This window comes from Evansella cellulosilytica DSM 2522 (genome assembly GCF_000177235.2).
In the GTDB taxonomy this organism is placed as follows: domain Bacteria; phylum Bacillota; class Bacilli; order Bacillales; family Salisediminibacteriaceae; genus Evansella; species Evansella cellulosilytica.
Map to the genome: position 1 here is coordinate 4,600,991 of NC_014829.1, position 18,949 is coordinate 4,619,939.

The 18,949-nt window shown below is 35.0% G+C and carries 18 protein-coding genes; 6 read left to right on the top strand and 12 right to left on the bottom strand.

From position 1 onward, the window contains the following. Positions 1 to 8 precede the first annotated feature (8 nt). On the bottom strand, positions 9 to 1,256 hold the full coding sequence (locus tag BCELL_RS20990; RefSeq protein WP_013490809.1) for a YeeE/YedE family protein: 1,248 nt from the start codon (positions 1,254 to 1,256) through the stop codon (positions 9 to 11). Between the two features lie 322 nt (positions 1,257 to 1,578). Between BCELL_RS20990 and BCELL_RS20995 the strand changes: the two genes are divergently transcribed. Further along, on the top strand, positions 1,579 to 2,487 hold the full coding sequence (locus BCELL_RS20995) for a nuclease-related domain-containing protein (protein ID WP_013490810.1): 909 nt from the start codon (positions 1,579 to 1,581) through the stop codon (positions 2,485 to 2,487). Positions 2,488 to 3,517: 1,030 nt separating this feature from the next. Here the strand turns inward: BCELL_RS20995 and BCELL_RS21000 are convergent. Further along, entirely contained in the window at positions 3,518 to 3,679 is a 162-nt protein-coding gene (locus BCELL_RS21000) for a DUF1328 family protein (protein WP_041809261.1), read from the bottom strand. 405 nt (positions 3,680 to 4,084) lie between these two features. Here BCELL_RS21000 and BCELL_RS21005 point away from each other — a divergent pair, with 405 nt between their 5' ends. Next, the gene (locus BCELL_RS21005) at positions 4,085 to 4,396 is read left to right on the top strand and encodes a hypothetical protein (RefSeq protein ID WP_425357465.1); all 312 of its coding nucleotides are present in this window, start codon (positions 4,085 to 4,087) and stop codon (positions 4,394 to 4,396) included. A gap of 221 nt (positions 4,397 to 4,617) precedes the next feature. Here the strand turns inward: BCELL_RS21005 and BCELL_RS21010 are convergent, their stop codons facing one another. Both BCELL_RS21010 and BCELL_RS21015 read right to left on the bottom strand, forming a co-directional pair. Next, the gene (locus BCELL_RS21010; RefSeq protein WP_013490813.1) at positions 4,618 to 7,230 is read right to left on the bottom strand and encodes an FtsX-like permease family protein; all 2,613 of its coding nucleotides are present in this window, start codon (positions 7,228 to 7,230) and stop codon (positions 4,618 to 4,620) included. Further along, positions 7,227 to 7,910 carry an ABC transporter ATP-binding protein gene (locus BCELL_RS21015; protein WP_013490814.1) on the bottom strand — a complete coding sequence of 228 codons (684 nt, stop codon included), beginning with the start codon at positions 7,908 to 7,910 and terminating at the stop codon, positions 7,227 to 7,229. Before BCELL_RS21015 ends, BCELL_RS21010 begins: the two co-directional genes overlap by 4 nt. A gap of 498 nt (positions 7,911 to 8,408) precedes the next feature. Between BCELL_RS21015 and BCELL_RS21020 the strand changes: the two genes are divergently transcribed. After that, a complete protein-coding gene (locus BCELL_RS21020) occupies positions 8,409 to 8,843 on the top strand; it encodes a MerR family transcriptional regulator (protein WP_013490815.1) in 435 nt (144 codons plus the stop codon). Further along, a complete protein-coding gene (locus BCELL_RS21025; protein ID WP_013490816.1) occupies positions 8,821 to 9,078 on the top strand; it encodes a hypothetical protein in 258 nt (85 codons plus the stop codon). Before BCELL_RS21020 ends, BCELL_RS21025 begins: the two co-directional genes overlap by 23 nt. Before the next feature lie 94 nt (positions 9,079 to 9,172). Here BCELL_RS21025 and BCELL_RS21030 read toward each other — a convergent pair whose 3' ends face one another. Beyond that, entirely contained in the window at positions 9,173 to 11,950 is a 2,778-nt protein-coding gene (locus BCELL_RS21030; protein ID WP_013490817.1) for a glycoside hydrolase family 3 protein, read from the bottom strand. A 400-nt stretch (positions 11,951 to 12,350) separates the two neighbouring features. Here BCELL_RS21030 and rpsN point away from each other — a divergent pair, with 400 nt between their 5' ends. Both rpsN and BCELL_RS21040 read left to right on the top strand, forming a co-directional pair. Beyond that, on the top strand, positions 12,351 to 12,620 hold the full coding sequence (gene rpsN / locus BCELL_RS21035) for a 30S ribosomal protein S14 (RefSeq protein ID WP_013490818.1): 270 nt from the start codon (positions 12,351 to 12,353) through the stop codon (positions 12,618 to 12,620). A gap of 96 nt (positions 12,621 to 12,716) precedes the next feature. After that, a complete protein-coding gene (locus tag BCELL_RS21040; protein WP_013490819.1) occupies positions 12,717 to 13,766 on the top strand; it encodes a GTP-binding protein in 1,050 nt (349 codons plus the stop codon). A gap of 147 nt (positions 13,767 to 13,913) precedes the next feature. On the opposite strand, the gene BCELL_RS21045 is transcribed toward BCELL_RS21040, so the two are convergent. The 7 genes from BCELL_RS21045 to BCELL_RS21070 form a co-directional block, all read right to left on the bottom strand. Further along, positions 13,914 to 15,491 carry a recombinase family protein gene (locus BCELL_RS21045; RefSeq protein WP_013490820.1) on the bottom strand — a complete coding sequence of 526 codons (1,578 nt, stop codon included), beginning with the start codon at positions 15,489 to 15,491 and terminating at the stop codon, positions 13,914 to 13,916. A gap of 55 nt (positions 15,492 to 15,546) precedes the next feature. Continuing rightward, positions 15,547 to 16,065 carry a hypothetical protein gene (locus tag BCELL_RS21050; RefSeq protein ID WP_041808468.1) on the bottom strand — a complete coding sequence of 173 codons (519 nt, stop codon included), beginning with the start codon at positions 16,063 to 16,065 and terminating at the stop codon, positions 15,547 to 15,549. Between the two features lie 73 nt (positions 16,066 to 16,138). Continuing rightward, entirely contained in the window at positions 16,139 to 16,270 is a 132-nt protein-coding gene (locus BCELL_RS23270; RefSeq protein WP_013490822.1) for a hypothetical protein, read from the bottom strand. 10 nt (positions 16,271 to 16,280) lie between these two features. Continuing rightward, complete coding sequence (locus tag BCELL_RS21055) at positions 16,281 to 16,787, bottom strand: hypothetical protein (protein ID WP_013490823.1); 507 nt, start codon at positions 16,785 to 16,787, stop codon at positions 16,281 to 16,283. 75 nt (positions 16,788 to 16,862) lie between these two features. Further along, positions 16,863 to 17,627 (bottom strand): DNA-methyltransferase, encoded by a 765-nt coding sequence (locus BCELL_RS21060; protein ID WP_013490824.1) that lies wholly within the window; start codon positions 17,625 to 17,627, stop codon positions 16,863 to 16,865. A 1-nt stretch (position 17,628) separates the two neighbouring features. Beyond that, a complete protein-coding gene (locus BCELL_RS21065) occupies positions 17,629 to 18,102 on the bottom strand; it encodes a hypothetical protein (RefSeq protein WP_013490825.1) in 474 nt (157 codons plus the stop codon). A gap of 357 nt (positions 18,103 to 18,459) precedes the next feature. After that, positions 18,460 to 18,927 (bottom strand): antirestriction protein ArdA, encoded by a 468-nt coding sequence (locus BCELL_RS21070; RefSeq protein ID WP_013490826.1) that lies wholly within the window; start codon positions 18,925 to 18,927, stop codon positions 18,460 to 18,462. Between the last annotated feature and the right edge of the window lie 22 nt (positions 18,928 to 18,949).

The following is an 18,949-nucleotide window of genomic DNA, read 5'->3' on the forward strand; positions in this document are numbered from 1 at the left end:
CTTCGTTCTTAACAGAAGTTATCAGTAGATTTAGGATTTTTCAACCCAAATAGTGGGCGAATAAACAGAGCAATATATGTTCCTATCATCGCAAATATCATCCAAACCCAACCGTGAACACTAAACGATGCTATACCACCGAAATAAGCTCCGATGTTACATCCGTATGCAAGCCTTGCACCATATCCCATTAATAATCCACCAATTAATGAGGCCATGATGATCTTAAATGGAATTTTCTTTTTAAAACTTAATATTCCACCTGCTGCAGCTGCCATAAATGCGCCCGCTATAACTCCGAAGTTCATCACACTTGTTGTTTCTTGGAAAACTGATTGTTCAAGCTGAATCTCTCGGCCGCCAGACCAGTACCCCCATTGCAATACATCAATTCCAATAAATTGAGCAATTTTTGATCCCCATAGAGCAAATGCCCCCGTAACACCCCATGGAGCACCACTGACCATTAACGTTAAAGCATTAAAAACAGCTAAAATGACTGCTGCCACCCATAAAGGCCAAGCACCACGAATAATTTTTTTCCAGCCTGCTGCTGTCGGAAGTACTGCCATTTTTGGAGAGCGACGTCTCTTCGCTACAATAATCGTTAGTAAAATGATTCCTCCGAAAATTGCTAATTGCAATATCCATGCACCAATAAAACCTAAACTAGTATCCTCAGCAAGTGAAATTGGAGGTAAGTTAGGTGCTGTTACTGTCCAAAACTCAAAGTGCCAAGCACCGAACACAGAACCAATAATAAAGCCAATTAGAACAATAATGGCAGACGTTCGACCACCACCAATTTGGTATAACGCTCCCGAAGCACAGCCATTTCCAAGCTGCATACCAATACCAAACAAGAAAGAACCAACAATAACACTTGTTCCAACTGGAGAAACATATCCTGATGGATCAACACCAAAAAACCCAATTCCCAAATGTAAAATTGGTGCAAATAAAGTAATTGCGACTGCCAACATAATCATATGCGCACGTAAAGCCTCACCATTTCCAACGGCCATAAATCGGCGAAACGCTGACGTAAACCCGAATCGAGCGTGAAAAAGCGTGTATCCTAATATAAGTCCAAATGATAAAAGAATCAACATTTGTAAGCCAGCAATTGTGTATGTGACCACACCTAAAATAATAAATGCGATAAATCCAATAATAAATTGATTCAACTGCATAGGTGGTAATGGTGTTTCAGTTTGGACATTCGTTTTCTGTTCTTTTAATGACTGCAAAGCCATCCAATCACCTCATATCTTATAAAAATAGTCGGAATTACTATGATATTATAATTCATTTTATTAATATAGTAAATATAAAAATAAAGTTTCCTAGAATGGAATAATTTGTAGGCCTTCAAATCACGAGCTTGAAGAAGTAGTGACAAGTAGCTATCTTCTAAAGAGACTATTTAAATATAGTTTACAAAACGGAGGAAACGTAAAATAATATGCTTTTTTAATGACTATGCAAAAAATAATTAACAAATTATACATATTTTATGGAAAAGCAATCATGTAATGTTGTATAGAATGTACTTATAAATATGAAAGGTTGTGACCTATGATTCTTAAGAAGAGGTTTGAGTCGGATGAATTACTCATTTTACGTTATTTAAATAGACGAATAAAGTTAAATGAGAAGGACAAGTTTCGCTATTTAAATCTTGAAAAAGGATTCGAAGGTGAAATCAAATTTGATCAACTAATCGAAAATATTCAAGAAGAAAGACTAATTCTAAATGATTTGTTATTAGAAGTTAATAATTCATATTTTCAAATTGATACGTTGATTATTTCACAGGGGATTATTTATCTTATTGATATAAAAAATTTTGAAGGCGATTGTTACATGGAATCTGATAAAATATTTTCTGTAAAAACACGATGGGAATATAAGAATCCCATTAACCAGTTAAAAAGAAGTGAAACTCTCTTCTCCCAACTACTTAGGATCCTCAAATGTAATTATCTTGTTGAATCGACCGCTATTTTTATCAATCCTCATTTTACCCTATATCAAGCTTCCATGGATAATTCTATTATACTTCCATCCCAAGTAAATCGTTTTATATCTAATTTAAACAATGTGCCTTCTAAGCTAACTAATAGTGACAAACAATTAGCGAAAAAGTTACTATCATTACATCATCCAAAGACCCCTTTCTCTTTACCTCCTAGCTATCATTATGATCAGTTACAAAAAGGCGTTTATTGTAATAAATGTATCTCCTATTATATGTCAATTGAAAAGTATAACTTTGTTTGCGGTAATTGCGGGGAACGTGAAAAAATAAGCAAAGTCATTCTTCGTCATATTAACGAATTCAAACTGCTATTACCAGGACAAAAAATTACTACTAAAATCATTTCTGAATGGTGCAATACAGAATTAAATAGAAGGACAATTTGTAGGGTATTAAAGAACAACTTTGAAGCAGTTGGAAAGACAAAAGAAACATATTATAGATAAATTACTATTGGAAAATGTATAAAAGCGTATGGTATCATCAACAACATGTTTTTTACTGATTTAAGTTTCTGATTTGCTTACATTCTCGATTCTTCATACTATCAGTGAGTGTTTCTGAGAAGCTTTATCATTTCTGTCTGATTGCTTCTCTTTTTCGGACAGAGTTCCTTGTTCATTACTCAACTCTGTCCAATTGCTTCTCTTTTTCGGACAGAGTTCTTTGTTTCTTATTCAACTCTGTCTGATTGCTTCTCTCTTTCGGACAGAGTTCCTTGTTTATTATTCAACTCTGTCTGATTGCTTCTCTTTTTCGGACAGAGTTCCTTGTTTATTATTCAACTCTGTCTGATTGCTTCTCTTTTTCGGACAGAGTTCCTTGTTCATTATTCTACTCTGTCCGATTGCTTCTCTTTTTCGGACAGAGTTCCTTGTTTATTATTCAACTCTGTCTGATTGCTTCTCTTTTTCGGACAGAGTTCCTTGTTCATTACTCAACTCTGTCTGATTGCTTCTCTTTTTCGGACAGAGTTCCTTGTTCATTACTCAACTCTGTCTGATTGCTTCTCTTTTTCGGACAGATTTCCTTGTTCATTATTCTACTCTGTCTGATTGCTTCTCTTTTTCGGACAGAGTTCCTTGTTTATTATTCAACTCTGTCTGATTGCTTCTCTTTTTCGGACAGAGTTCCTTGTTTCTTATTCAACTCTGTCTGATTGCTTCTCTTTTTCGGACAGAGTTCCTTGTTTATTACTCAACTCTGTCCAATTGCTTCTCTTTTTCGGACAGAGTTCCTTGTTCATTACTCAACTCTGTCCAATTGCTTCTCTTTTTCGGACAGAGTCTCTTGCTCATTACTCAACTCTGTCCGATTGCTTCTCTTTTTCGGACAGAGTTCCTTGTTCATTACTCAACTCTGTCTGTATCATTCTCTTTTCCAGACAGATACCCTTGTTCATTCATTACTCAACTCTGTCCGAACCCTAAAAAGTGCGAATTAATTATTGCAAATGAGAACCGTCCCTAATAGTGTTTATCTTTTGATAGCACTACCAATGAGGGAAATGATAAACAATACGACGAAAATATAGAATATAAATTTAGCAATTTCAATTGCTGCACCAGCTATTCCAATAAAGCCGAAGAATGCTGCTATAATTGCAATGATAAAAAATATAATTGACCATCTTAACATCATACCAACGCCTTTCTTTGTTTGTATACATTTCAATACCCACCATTTTGTGAGGTAAACATGTTATAAAAAGTCGTCAGATCATGACGTACATTCTAATATTGCTTTACACTGAACATGCTGCCCTCTCATTTATAACTTTGTTTCTTCCACATCCTTCTCGCTTGAAAACATAATAATCTGCTCTGCTCCCTTATTCTTGTCCCAACCCTAAAAAGTTCAGATTCATAAACAGTGACTGAAAATTATAAGGACATAAGACAAATACCCAGCCAAATAGGCTACTTAAGCATATCCTTTAGTGTATGAAATTATTAGGAGGGGTTTGTTTTGACAATTGGTTATTCATATCACCGTTACCCTGAAGCAATGAATCAGGAATTAATTGATGGTAATGATCAACGAATTTTAAGTCCTGGATTTGGAGTAGGTAGTCCTGGTCTTGGAGTAGGTAGTCCTGGACTTGGAGTAGGTAGTCCTGGACTTGGAGTAGGAAGGCCAGGATTTGGTTATGGCAGACCGGGCTATGGGGTTGGAAGACCTGGTTTCGGTTATGGTAGACCAGGCTATGGGATTGGTAGACCTGGGGTTGGAGTTGGATTGGGATTAGGATTTTTAGGAGGACTTGCTACTGGGGCACTTTTAGCACCAAGACCTGGTATTGGATACTATTACCCACCTTATCCTTATTATCCACCTTACCCATACTACCGTTAAAAAACATAGTAAAACGGAGAGCCAATTCTTTGGTACTTCGTTTTTTTACTAATAGGGACGGATCTCCTTTGCCTTTTAAACTACAAATTTTTCAATGATGAAGTTGGTTAACTAGACCCGTTTTAGTTACTTTTAGAATCTCCACAATTTTATACAACATTACTACAACCACAAAAAACAAGCATAAAGAACATTCTCCATGCTTGTTCGTAAGAACCGAATTAAATATTTTCTTGTTTCAAAGCTTCAATGATATTCTCTTTTTTCACTTTTGATATAGAGTAAAGCATTGCAGATCCGACAATGACAAAAACAGCGATCACGACAACAAGAATACTCATCCAGGGAACCTCAAAACGATATTCAAATGTGTTCATCATTGCTTTGTACAGAAGATACATGATACCAATGCTTATCGGTATACCATACAGTAACGATTTAATCCCGTAAAAAATACTTTCATAGTTCATCATTTTATTAAATGACTTAGGCGTCATTCCAACCGACTTCAACATTGCAAATTCCCGTTTACGTAAAGAGATACTCGTGGAAATAGTATTAAAAATATTAGCAATTGAAATAACTGTAATCAACACGATAAAACCATATATAAACACAGACATCAGTAAAACTAACTGTTCACTTTGCTGACGAGATTGATACACATTGTAAATATATAAGTTCTCGTCAATGTCCTCGATTTCTTCCTGTGTTTTTAATGGGTCTGAGCTATTCAAATAGATGTAGTCCCGAGAGATAGCCCTGCCTTCAAGATCTATGAGATTCTGGAATACTGCTTCTGAGACAAAGACTTTTATCTCTGATATGCCACCGCCAGTTGTAACTCCCATAGGTAGCTGATCCGTTAGTGCCTCAATCGTCAATGTACTTACGAAATCTTTCTTGTCATTTTCCCAATCATCAAAATATATATCTAATTGCTCTCCTTCAGATGTATGAATAGAATGAAACTCAACAAACCTTCCTGCCTGAACATCCTCATATACACCTCTATCTACAACGATGGCCGAAAATGTTTTCTCGTCCAATAAAGGCGACACATTCATTCCAATTTCCTGCGCATATGTCTTTAAACTTTCATCATCCAATGCATGAATTTCTGTAAAATATGGATAGTGGCCATCCTCTAATATACTAGGGTCATCTTCTACTATTTCCTTTAATCTTTCAGAGATATCCCCTTCTTCTACCATCGCATAAAAGGAATATGTCTCTTGCATCATAGAAAAACTAGTAACATCTTCTAAACTAGTAATCGCCTCCACCGACAGTTCATTGAATTCCATATTACCTGAAGTCGTCAATTGTATATCATAATTAATTTGTTGTTGTGATAGCTCAATGGACTTTTCTAGTGAGTACGTAAAGAACGAGACGACTAGAAATAAAATAATACTAACAGTCAGCGAGAAAACAGTGACTTTGTATTTCCGCTTATTTCTTTTTATGTTTTTCAAGCCTATTTCCGCTTCCATTCCAAATAATTTACGTATGAGTGTAGACGTCTTTACCGCTTTACCTGTTAGCTTTACATCTGTCGTTTGACGAATTGCATCAATGGCTGATATTTTTGATGCTTTTCTCGCTGGTAGATAAGTGGAAATAAATATCGTTAAGGTAGAGACTAAAACTGCTGTCAAAACAGACATCGGTGTCACAACAACAATTAATTTCTCAGTAACATTTAATGCACCTTGCAGCAACCTATTAATAAACCAAAATGTTACACCCATTCCGACTAGCCCAGAAATAATACCTAGTGGAATACTGACTAAACCAATCATGGCACCTTCAAAGAAAACTGAGTTTCTCTTTTGGCTTTTCGTTGCTCCAACACTCGATAGCATTCCTAAATGTCTCGCGCGCTCGGATACCGAAATAGCAAAAGCATTGTATATTAAAGCAACAGAACCAACAATGATTACTGTCATAATAATGGCAGCCAAAGAGTACATCGTGACTTGTAAATTATCGTTATCTGTTATTCCATGATAGCGAAGTAATTCATGATTAAAACTAAGATTATCCGATCCGAGATGAATTTGTTTTGCTAATTCTTCTGCATGAAAAAACAAGGAATTCTGCACATCATTCAGTATTACAGAGGCAGTAGTAGGATGGTTATCTGAAATTAACGACACATCTGTATACGTTACTGCTGTGTAACCCGGAGACCATGAATATTCCCAATTCGGACGATCAATAATCCCAACAATCTCATACGTTTCCGTTTTTGTATTCTCTATCGATTCAGTAACTTCACCGTCCAGTATCTCCAGTGAATACTGCTGATCAATGAAACTTTCAAGGTGTGCTTCAGTATTTTGTAAAACCCGATTACCTACTTCAAACGAAATCGTATCTCCTATCCGATATGCAACATCTGTATTCTCCAATATCTCTGAGGATAGTACAATTTCATCGGGCTCCTCAGGAAATCTTCCTTCCCTCAAACTTATTGGCACTTTTTCAAAAGCATTTTCATTGTATTCTTTAATAAAGATATATGGTTTATATTGATTGTGAGCTCCCTCTAAATAGCTATATCCTCGGTCACCTGACAGAATAAGTAGCTCCGTCGATGGATCATTTTCGATTGTTTCCGCTTGTTCTGCACTCACATGAAAATAGCTAACATGCCATTCTCCTTTATCGGCAATTAATTGCCGCTGCATGAGATCAAGGAAGGAGATTGCTAACGTAGCAACAGCGGTAACCATCGCTACAGAAATGATAGTCCCTATGATTGTTACGAGCGTTCTTCGTTTGTTCTCTTTTAAATGTCTTAATGTAAGCTTATGCATGATGTTCATGGTCGAATCACCTCGTCCTTAGCAACCTTGCCGTCTTCTATCGCAATAACGCGATCAGCCTGGAGGGCAATTTGTTCATCATGTGTAATTACAATTAAAGTTTGGTTAAACGTTCTATTAAACATTTTAAAGAGCGCCATAATCTCCTGACTATTTTTACTATCGAGATTACCCGTTGGCTCATCCGCTAACATAATTGCCGGATTACTAATGAGCGCACGTCCTATTGAAACACGTTGCTGTTGACCACCTGACAGCTGATTAGGCAGATGTTTCAATCGTGTAGATAAATTAAGTATTTTAACAATATCATCAAATTGTGCCTTGTCTACTTTATGCTCATCTAATAGCAGCGGCAGTGTAATATTTTCCTCGACCGTTAAAATTGGAATAAGATTATAAAATTGATAAATTAAACCGATTTGTCTTCTTCGAAAAACTGCTAACTGCGTTTCATCCAACTTATAAATATCGGTATTATCTACAAATACCTTACCCCCTGATGGCCGATCTACTCCCCCAAGCAAATGAAGCAGTGTTGATTTACCAGAACCAGAAGGACCAATAATCGCGACAAACTCACCTTTTTTCACACTAAACGATACATCATCAAGTGCTTTTACTACTGTGTCACCAGTTCCGTACACTTTAGACAGATTTTCTATTTTTAAGATTTCCATATCTCATAACCTCCATTTATTCTTGCTGACTTTACTATAACTGGCTAAAATGACTGTCCGGTGACTCTTAAGTGACAATTTAGTCATATTACATATAAAAAACTAGTTTGTAAAAATTTATTCTATTTTCTATTCCCTTCCTTCCTTAGCTTTACCTTCTTGTTGAAAGTTAAAAATGTATTCACTGCTACTTTAATTCGTGATTTTTCTTAAACGAACTTAACAACTCATGAAGTTACACTCTGTACTTATTGGAAACATGATAAAATGAAAGTGTTCCCGCAGTGTCATCCCCATACATATGATTCGAGGCCTTGAATGGCCTTATAACTTCAATGATAATTTCCAATGTCAGTTGGCGCATGGATTACGTCTCATGCGTGACTTCTTATGCTAGTGCTTTTTATACTCCTCTTTAATAAATGTTTGACCCTGAAGTATAGATGAGGGTTGATAATAAATATATGATGGAAGATCTTGAGAAAAGGAGGAATGACAATGGGTGGGCTCACTATCGGCCGTATTGCACAATTATCCCAGGTGAGTATTGAGACCGTGAGATACTACGAGAAACGTGGGCTTATTTCTGAAGCAACGAGATCTGAGTCAGGATATAGGCTTTTTACACATAAGACAATTGAGGATATTCGATTTATAAAATCCGCACAGGCGTTAGGGCTAACACTAGAAGAAATTCGACAAGTTTTAATGATTTTTTATTCTTCCGAAGAAGTGGAGACATCGACTATGTTTGCACTAGCTGAGGAAAAATTGAAGCAAATCGAATCTAAAATAGCTCAGCTACAACACCAAAAGCACCTATTGAAAAAGGTCTTACTCAAATCTCATACTCCTCATCCTATTCTCAAAGATCAATGTCCCGTCATACAATCAATAATGAAAGGAGATCATGACAATAGCCATGAAGATTGAAGTGTTTATACAAAACCTTGAGTCCGACCACTGCTTCATCGAGGATGTAAAAGCAACAGCATGTTCAGATTGTGAAATAAAACTATATCATGAAAGAGACAACGAATTTGCTGAGAAACGTGATTTCTATTCGATTCAACATTTACCATCCGTAGTCATTAACGGAAAAATTGTAGATCATGACAAATTGATTAAAGCCAATAAAGGTAAATCATGCCGAGAAAAAACTGAATGAACATATGTTTCACGAAAAAAGACATCCCTGTTCTCTTTCCAGGGATGTCTTTTGCCTGTTTTCAGGCAGCTTTCTATATTAACTAAACTTTGGCTTATAAATTTCTCATACTAAAGGAATTTGCTAATTTAAATGTTATTTCCTTCACTTCAAGACCGCCAAGTGAGAAATAGAGCTTTAGATAATTATGTTGATTTACAAAAAACATTTGCTTCGTTTGAGATACCCATTCCCCTCCGGTACCGTTAAATGTGAGCGTCGCTACTGGCATATTATTTGCAAATATTGTAACAGGCATCTGAGCAAGTTCACCCGCGAAGGAACGTACCGTTAGTGTCACCTCGTACATACCAGACTGATCAACCGAGATTGCGAAAGCATGTGAACTGCCTGTAGATGTATCAACATCCATAAGATTGATACTTTCACCGTCTTTTACATGCTGATATGAAACGTCAAAATCCAGCTCTTCTTCCACCTCTTCATCTAAACCAATTACGTCAATCGCGCCATCATTTAAACCAAGCGTACGTTCCATGACAGGAGAACGCATAATAAATTTACAGATATTAGCTGCACTCCGTAATAGTTCGCCTCTTGTTAATGTACCATCCTCAATGGATGAAATAGTGTTATCTTCAAATGGATTTGCCTCAGGCTCTCCAACAACCATGTACAAATCATTTTGAGAACGAACCATCGCAGCAGTATTTTCCCGATTCGCTTTTTCACCCTCTTGATTAACTTTAGCCCACCAATCAGTCATAACAATTCCGTCGAATCCCCACTCGTCACGTAGAATACGGGTATTTTGATCATAAAGTCCGGCAGTCCAAATACCATTGACTCCACCATATGTTGTCATCATTGAGTAGGCTTTACCTTCTTTAACTGCCATTTCAAACCCTTTTAAATATATTTCCCTTAGTGCTCTTTCAGAGACGATACAGTTGATGTCGTGCCTGTGGAATTCTTGATTATTTGCACTAAGGTGTTTTAGTGTACCTGTTACACCTACTCGATGCATACCGTTTAGCTGGGCAACAGCCATCTTTCCAGTGAGATACGGATCTTCAGAAAAATATTCGAAGTTACGTCCGTTTAATGGATTACGATGAATATTCATGCCAGGTCCAAGAAGTGTATCAACTCGGTTTTTACGCATTTCAAGTCCAGTCATTTCAAATAGATCCTCGATTAACTCCAAGTTAAAGGTTGAGGCTAAAAGCGTACCATTAGGTAATGAAAATGCTTTTGTACCTATGTCCATGCGAATGCCAGATGGACCATCCGCACAGCAAACTGCTGGAATGCTAAAATCATTAAGTTTATCTGAAATCCCTCCAAAGGCACCGGCAGTACCTGGTGTGACTCTAGGGGAGTTCATTCCTTGTCCACGAACGATGCTCGCAAGATCTTCATCCGATAACTGATCAAGGAAAGTATCGAGTGAAACTTTACCATGATAAACGTCTGTTAGCTTATGCCCACGGTTACCCGTGTATTCACGACTCGTTGGACGTTCACTTAAATATCTTTCCTGTACATCGATTGTACGCAATGGCACATTCTCATAAGCTACCTCGTACCCATTTTCATTTGCAATTGGTTTTATTCTTTGGAATGGCGTGACAGGTGCCATATTTTCACTTAACGATTCTATCACCTGTAATGCATCTATATTGTAATCAAAGACAGGGCTTGCAGATCTGACGTCTGTCCCAGCATAAATACGGTAAGTTCCCTTTTCTAATATGTAAGACGATTTATATCCGGTAACTCCGTTATCATCATAGCATGCAAAATCATTAACAGGGATGGATATATCGAGTGTTTGGCGTTTGCCAGCTTCAAGTAGCATGGTTTTAGCAAAAGAAACGAGTGAACGTGAAGGATTTCCGAGGAGACCCTGCGGCTTTTCAACGTAAACCTGAACTACTTCTTTACCACTTATCTTACCTGTATTTGTAACATTGACTTTTAAGTTGATTATTCCTTCACTTTCTGTAGCTTCAATAACCTCGGTTGCAAAGCTTGTATAGGATAAACCAAATCCAAATGGGTACAGAACTTTATCTTTTGCGAAGGTTTCAAAATAACGATAACCTACATAAATATCTTCCTGATAAATGCCTATATCCTCATGGCCAAAGTTTTCAGTTGACGGATTATCATTAATAGAATAGGAAATGGTATCCGTTAATTTACCAGATGGGCTAACTTTTCCTGTCAGGACGTCAATCAGTCCATTTCCGCCTTCCATACCACCTTGCCATCCATAGACAATAGCACTTGGATTAAAGTCGATTGCCCATTTCATATCGATAATATTTCCAACATTTAAAATAACTGCTGTCTTTGAAAATGCCTTCGTGACCATTTCAATCATCTTATTTTCTACATCCGTTAATAGAAAGCTCCCGGGATCTGCAGTATTATCACGGTCTTCACCAGCTGTTCTTCCAATCATGATTAACGCCATATCAGAGTTTACTGCTGCATCAGCAACCATCTCTTCGGTTACAGGCATTTCTTTTTGAGACCACGGCTCGCCTGCCCAACCTTCACCTTTATCAAACGGATTTTCCTCTAGCCAATCCTCATAAACTTGAAGTAAAGATTGATTTAAATGAATATCAGGACAATCTTTCAAAGCATCAAGCGGACTTGACACATACGATACGTTTACCATACCACCTGAGCCTGTCCCACTCTTGAAATAATTAAACTGATTACGTCCGAAAATGGAAATAGTCGTTCCTGCCTTTATTGGCAGTGTCTCTTTTTCATTTTTCAATAAAACGGCACCTTCTGCAACTGCAGTTCGCGCCAAGTCAGTATATCGATTCCAATCAAGTGTATATTTTTTCATCTTTATGTCCTCCTTAGCTTTCTGAATCCATTACTCAAATTTTGTTAGGTTTTAAAATATTCACTTACTCCATCTTATCTCTTACTTCTAATTGGGTAAATGCTTTTTCACAAACTTTTACATATATTGCAAAAAAATTCACTGAATGTTGTTACATTGACATAATAATAGCTGTAACAATATTATTTGTAAGATATTTTGAGGTAGTCACAAAAACTGACTTTTTATTTAAACCTGCTTCACCATCTCAGGGTTAATGTTAATCTCACGCATGTCATTAACAATGATCGCAACTTAATTTGTTTGCTTCCTTTACTTACTAATATTTTTTCGCTATGATAATAACATACACAAAACGAAACGGTTACGATTTATAACCGTTAAGGAGGATAAAAGATTTATGGCTAAAAAATCAATGGTAGCTAAGGAAAGAAAACGACAAGCTTTAGTTGCTCAATATGCGGAGTTAAGAAAAGAATTAAAAGCTAAGGGAGATTACGAGGCGTTACGAAAGCTTCCTAAGGATTCAAACCCTAACCGTCTTGCTAGACGATGTGAAATGACAGGGAGACCGAGAGGTGTTCTTCGCAAATTTAAACTCTCAAGAATTGCATTTAGAGAATTAGCACATAAGGGACAAATTCCTGGTGTCAAAAAATCCAGTTGGTAATAGGAAAGCGCAGCTGTCTGTGTTAAAGAATCTCAGACTTTTGGAGTTCTCCTTTTATAGAGGCTATTGATGTAAGTTACCAGAAGGGAGGTAACAATGACAGCGGAAAAACAAGTTCCCATTACATTAGTAACGGGGATGTCTGACAGTATAAAATCTTCTTTAATTCAGAACATGAAATTACAAAACAAGTCTAAAGTTATTCTTTTTCGAGACCGTACTGTAGAAAATCGAGAAATTTTTGAGGAAGAGTTTATTCAAGATAATATACTAACCGAAGTAGTGCACGATATAGAGATATTCACTGAAAAGGATCTACTTTCTATTCTAATGGAACGAACTAATAAGAAAATGGACTCGATCATTATTGATCTAGAAAGGTTTTCAAATATCAAACTTCACTTTCCTCATTATTTCAAATTGGAAGACGATGATCCCGTAAACGTGGCACATGTCCATGTTGTTGATGCGGTTACTTTCTGGTTTCAATATTCTTCTACAAAGTATGTTGCATCATCGGACGGGAGAGAAACATATGAATCATCAATTGGAGAACTTTTAATTGCACCATTAGAAATGGCAGACACCATTGTCATCGGAAACAATGACAAGATTAACCAAGAACGTTTAGCTGAGTTACAATGGTTTTTAAATAAGCTAAATCCACTAGCTACAATTGTTACTCTGAATGATTTCAAAAGGGATAGTAAGCTTTTCGAGGAAAAAAACATGAGAAAGTGGCGTAACCCTCATGAGCTTTACACTTTTCAATTACAATTATTTGAGCAGAAAAAAACACTCATGCTCGTTAGTGATTATGGAATTGATACGTATATTTATCGTAGTCCTTTTCCCGTTTCTATGGAAGGTCTTGAAGAGTTTTTCAAACAACTTCCTGATGGAATATTACGTACAAAGGCAGTATGTTATAGTCCTTCAGAAAAACAAACGTATTATTTTTCACAAATCGGGTCTTCTATCGAAGTATTTTCAGAGGAAGAAACTTATGTTGAACAAATTCCAAGCAAAACGCTATCAGAATTTCTATTTATTGGTGACCATTTAGACCCACTTACTATTCAAAACGAACTGGATAATTCTTTACTTAAATATGAGACCCCTTCAGTTCGTAAAATGTCTAAATAGCATGCATACGCAAAAATCCCCTTACTTTTTGTAGGGGGATTTAAATTTACCTTCTTTAATTAAATGTCCATTGGCAAGCCGGGCATATAGGAGCAGCCTCTTTTATTTTTTACTAAGTTACCAAGTTTTCTAATATTTTTTCATCACTTATGATACGGTTCTCCGAACTTTACTAGGTGGTAAACCATTTGGTGGCTTGGGACCATTGCCTTCTGCAAACCAGAAAGCAATGTGTTTTATTTCTTTTCTGTCTTTTTCCATTTCTACATTCTTTATTAAAGACCTAATCAAAAGTTTCTTTTCCTCTCCATTTGCCTTTTCAAACAAATTATCAAAGTTCTTTAAGGTATCTATGATTATCTCCTTGGTTATAAAATTATTTAAATTGTTTCTTTCAATTTGCCTTTCAATATTCTCTATACTTTGATTTAACTCATTTAATCTATCCTGAATTTGGTCTGAAACACGATTATAATGTTCTATTTTTAATCCGCATAATAATTGCTTATCTAGGTTCAGCTGTTCTTCCTTGTATTTTTTTATTTCCCTCTTTAAAAGGGCTAAATTACTAGTTAAATCTGCGACACCACTCTTTTTTTCCAACTCTAATTTTGTAATTACTTCATTTATTAAATCTGGGTCACAAATAACTTCTTTTATCGCTTCTAAAACTTTATTTTCTACTATTTCTTTCTTTATAAGATTTGGTTTACAAACTGTTTTACCTTTACTGTGATAATTTTGACACATATAGTAAATGTGATATCCATTTCCATTTCTTTTTTTCGTTTTACTCATAACTGTTCCAGCGCCACATACAGGACATTTTAACAGTCCTGTTAAAAATAAGTTCCCATTAAAATTTCTATTTGTAGAATAGGTATTATTATTAATCCTCTTAATCTCTTGTACTCTATTCCAAAGCTCTATATCAATAATTGCATCGTGCTTATTCTCAACCTTAATGGGGCTGTTATTCTTTCCACCACGTCTTTTTTCTTCCCAATTACGATATTTACCCCAAACTTTGGTTCCGATATAAACTTCATTCTCTAAAATCAGTTTAATGGCTGGAATACTAAACGAATTATCCTTTTTTGTCTTTTTTCCTTTAGAATTTAGATTATCAGCTATTTTTTTATACCCAAGTCCTTCAGCCCTCATATTATATATTTCTTTAACAATTTTACTTTCTTCTTCATTAATCACTAGCTGTTTATCTTCTGAATCATACCCCAAAACTTTGCCGCCATTCCATTCTCCGTCCCTAGCGACCTTTTCCATACCCGCAGTTACCCTTTCGATTATGACGGCTCTCTCGTATTCCGCAAATGTACCTAATAGAGAAATAAACATATATCCGTTTGTTGTGCTACTATCTATATCACAAGTTTTCACCAAAAGTTTCATATTTCTAGGTTTTAGTTCGTCATCTATTAAACTTAAAACATCTTTATTACTTCTCGATATTCTATCAACTTTCCATACAATGATTACGTCAAATTTATTATTTGACATATCCCTGAACATTCTTTGTACTTCTGGTCTATTGAAGTTCTTCCCAGAATAACCACCGTCAGAATAAACGTCAAATACTTCATAGCCTTTTTGTTTAGCATACTCTTTCAATTCTTCTGCTTGCCCACTTAATGAATACCCATGTTTTTTTTGTTCTTCAGTTGAAACTCTTATATACAATGCAGCTTTTAATGTTGATTTTGACATTTTATATCCCTCCAAAATTATATTAAAAGGCAGATCATTAAATCTGCCCTAACAACTAAAATGGTAAGTCACTATCTACGTCAGGATATTGTACCTCTAATTGTTTAGCCTGAATATCCTTAACCGCTTTATCTGGAATATTATGATTGCTAATGCATTTTATATAACCTATAACCTTTTTCAAAGAATCAATTTTACTAATTTTTAGTAAATCTGTACTTTCAAGGACAAGTGTTTCAAAATATATATCTACATTTCTACGAGAAGCTAAATTCCAACAGTTTTTAGCAAACCAGTCAAAACTAAATTCTTGAAAGGATACTTCTTCACCGTTGCCATTATAATAATTGCGTGTATATGTATAGGCTCTATGGTCTAAATAATCTATAATATAGACTTGGTATACACTTTTATTTGTTGCTAACTCGATAGCCTCTTTATATGGGTTTTTCATAACATTATCGGTATTATCGTTTTTTAAATAAAATAGCAATCCATTATCATTCATTTTTACTCCAAAATCTCTTTTATTACTGTTGTTATTTATTCTCATTAAGAACTGTTCAATATTCATTTTTATTACCCCTTTTATAAAATTGGGACTAAGTGCTTGATAAGGCACTTATCCCATAATAATCAGTATGAAACTATTTTTGTTGAGCGTATTTTTTTAACAAGCTTGCAAGTGTACTTATTAGTTCTTGTTTTTTTATTTCTTCTGTTGTTGGTTTTATAAACCTACTTTTACATTCTGTATTTTTTTCCTCTTTAAAAGACATTTTAATCACCTTATTCTTTATGTATTATTGAAATTAAGTCGTTACTTAAGTTATCAGGGTTATTTGCACGAAGTTGGTACCCACCAAACTTTACCCATTCACCTTTTGGTAAGCCAACGGTATTTATCTTGTTTTTAGAAATGTCTTGGAATGTTTGATAACATACAGTTAATCCATACTCAGGATTCTCAAAAAATCGCTGTACCCTTCTAAATGGGTATAATGTTATTTTTTCTCCTTGAGAGTTTGATAGAGTTATATGGACATCCCAGTGAGTTTCACATTCTTCAGTAACCCATTTTGCTTTTTTAAAATTACGGACCAATACTTCTCCTAGAAAAAGAGCAACATAAGTTTGCAAATAAATATCAGCCTGAACCATAGGGTACAATTCCAGCATTCTTTTCTCTAATAGGCTCAATGATTGATATGTGTACTTATTTGGTATGCTTAGTAAATTTAAAACCATATTTGCTTTAGTAGGAAACTCATTAATCATTTTTCTATATTCATTCATTTTAAATTATCCCCTCATAGTTATTATTTGGGTGATTCTTTTGATATGTATGTATATTTAAAAGAGATTGGTAGATTAGCTTACGTCACATATATCGTCTAACCTGTTATTTGCGAGTACTATGTATTCAGGTTTCGTTTCAAAAGATATAAAATCTCTTCCGTACATTTTTGCAACGACACACTCAGTTCCACTTCCACAAAAAGGAACAAGAATAATATCACCTTTAAGTGAATGAAGTTTAACTAAATGGTCTGTTAAACCCTCAATACGTTTTTGACAAGGAAATCTACCTTTTTTCTTTTCCTTTGGTGGAGTTAAACTTGTTTTAAAAACGTTTTTTATGTTTTTGCCATTATTGATTGATTTTGCATAGTCCAAGTTATAAGTCCAGTTTTTTCCTTTAGTACCCCATAGTAGATACTCTGTACTAGTTGTTGGAAGTCTCCCGCTCCAAGAAGGAGCAGGATTAGATTTTTCCCATATATAAAAGGGCTTCATATCATATCCTGTTTGTTCCATTAATTGAGCAATAATATGTATATTATGGTGACTACCCCAAGCTAATAATGAACCACCTGGCTTTAAAACTCTGAAGCATTCATTTATCCAATCATTATTAAACTTTTCAAATTCATTGAGTGGTATATTATCCCAATCTTCTCTGATTGTATGGTGGTGCTTATCTTTTGCTTCTATGAAACTACCTTTTTTGCCAATATTATAAGGTGGGTCAGCTATAACAAGAGAAATACTTTCACCAGGTATCATTTTCATTCCTTCAGTACAATTGCGTTGATATATACGATTTAGTTCTATTTGTCCTAATAATTTTTTCATTTTAAATACCTCCCATATCTGGATACAATGAGTCTACAATTGTAACTCCCACAGATCCTTGTACTTCTAGGCTATCTTTGCGCTTTACAGAATGCTTTAATGCTGAAAATATAACCTTATTAGATAGGCTCTCGTTATATTTAATTTTATAGATAACTCTATCCCCGTTTGTACTAAATTCCTCAAATTCCGACATAGCCATATATATATCTTGTGAAGTATGTTCACACAAATAATAAAAAATGTGTGGTTTATTCTTAAACAATCTCCTAGCCCATTTTTTAAATTCTATATTTTTATAAATTTCTGTTGCTTCTTCATACTTATAACCCCTATATACAAACATAATCTTATTTGCCAATTGGACTTGTTTCTTTTTTTCTAATGCTGTAAATAATTTTAAATAACTTAAAATATGTCCTCTATCAATATCACTTCGATTAACCTCAACACAAAAATTTTCTTTATTAATCATTTTGTTCTACCCCCGTATATTTTTATAAAAATCAACTTATGGCTTATTACTTCCGTAGATTTCAGGGTAACTGTACATTGGATCTCAATGTCCAAAGTACAGCTCCCTAAAAATCTTATTTTATAAAGGTGCTAATATTCTATCTAGCATTTCTTGCAATTCTTTCGAGTTCTCCTTATGCATTACCAATTCGAATTTCAACGCTTCTTTCCTAATTTGATTAGCTTTAGGTCTTGTTTCCGATTTAATAAAGTCAATATTTCCTATAGCCTTATTGCTAGTTTTCTTATAAATTTACTCAGTTTTAGGTGATCATTATTTTACATTTAAATACTTTTATTAATGTTTATAGGGGGATTAATATGCTAAAATGGCAATATTGTTAATGATTTTCCAACCCTCAGCGTCTAAATCTCGTGCTATTTTATCGAAGCTAATATAGCGCAATACTTCCTCGCTTAAATCATTCGTACCTAAATATCCTAGCTTCACCATTTCTTCCGCTACTTCAACTAAACTAGAAACACCACTTTTATACTGATACCTATATTCCTCCAAACAAACGAAGGTTTCATATAAACAACCAGTATACTCATACATTGCTTCAACCAGTGCTGTATCATATCTTTCTAATCTTTCTGCAATTAAGTTGATATCGGCAATACTTAAATTCACCTTATTTTTGATACTCTTATTAAATTGGATTGAATAACAATCCGTTCCTACAATTTCATTGATTTCCTCTTCTAAATATGGTGAAGGTAGCTTAATATGTGTGTATTCATTTTTGTTATTATCTTTTATTACTTTAATTTCTAAATGCATGATTAATTTCCCCTTTACTAGA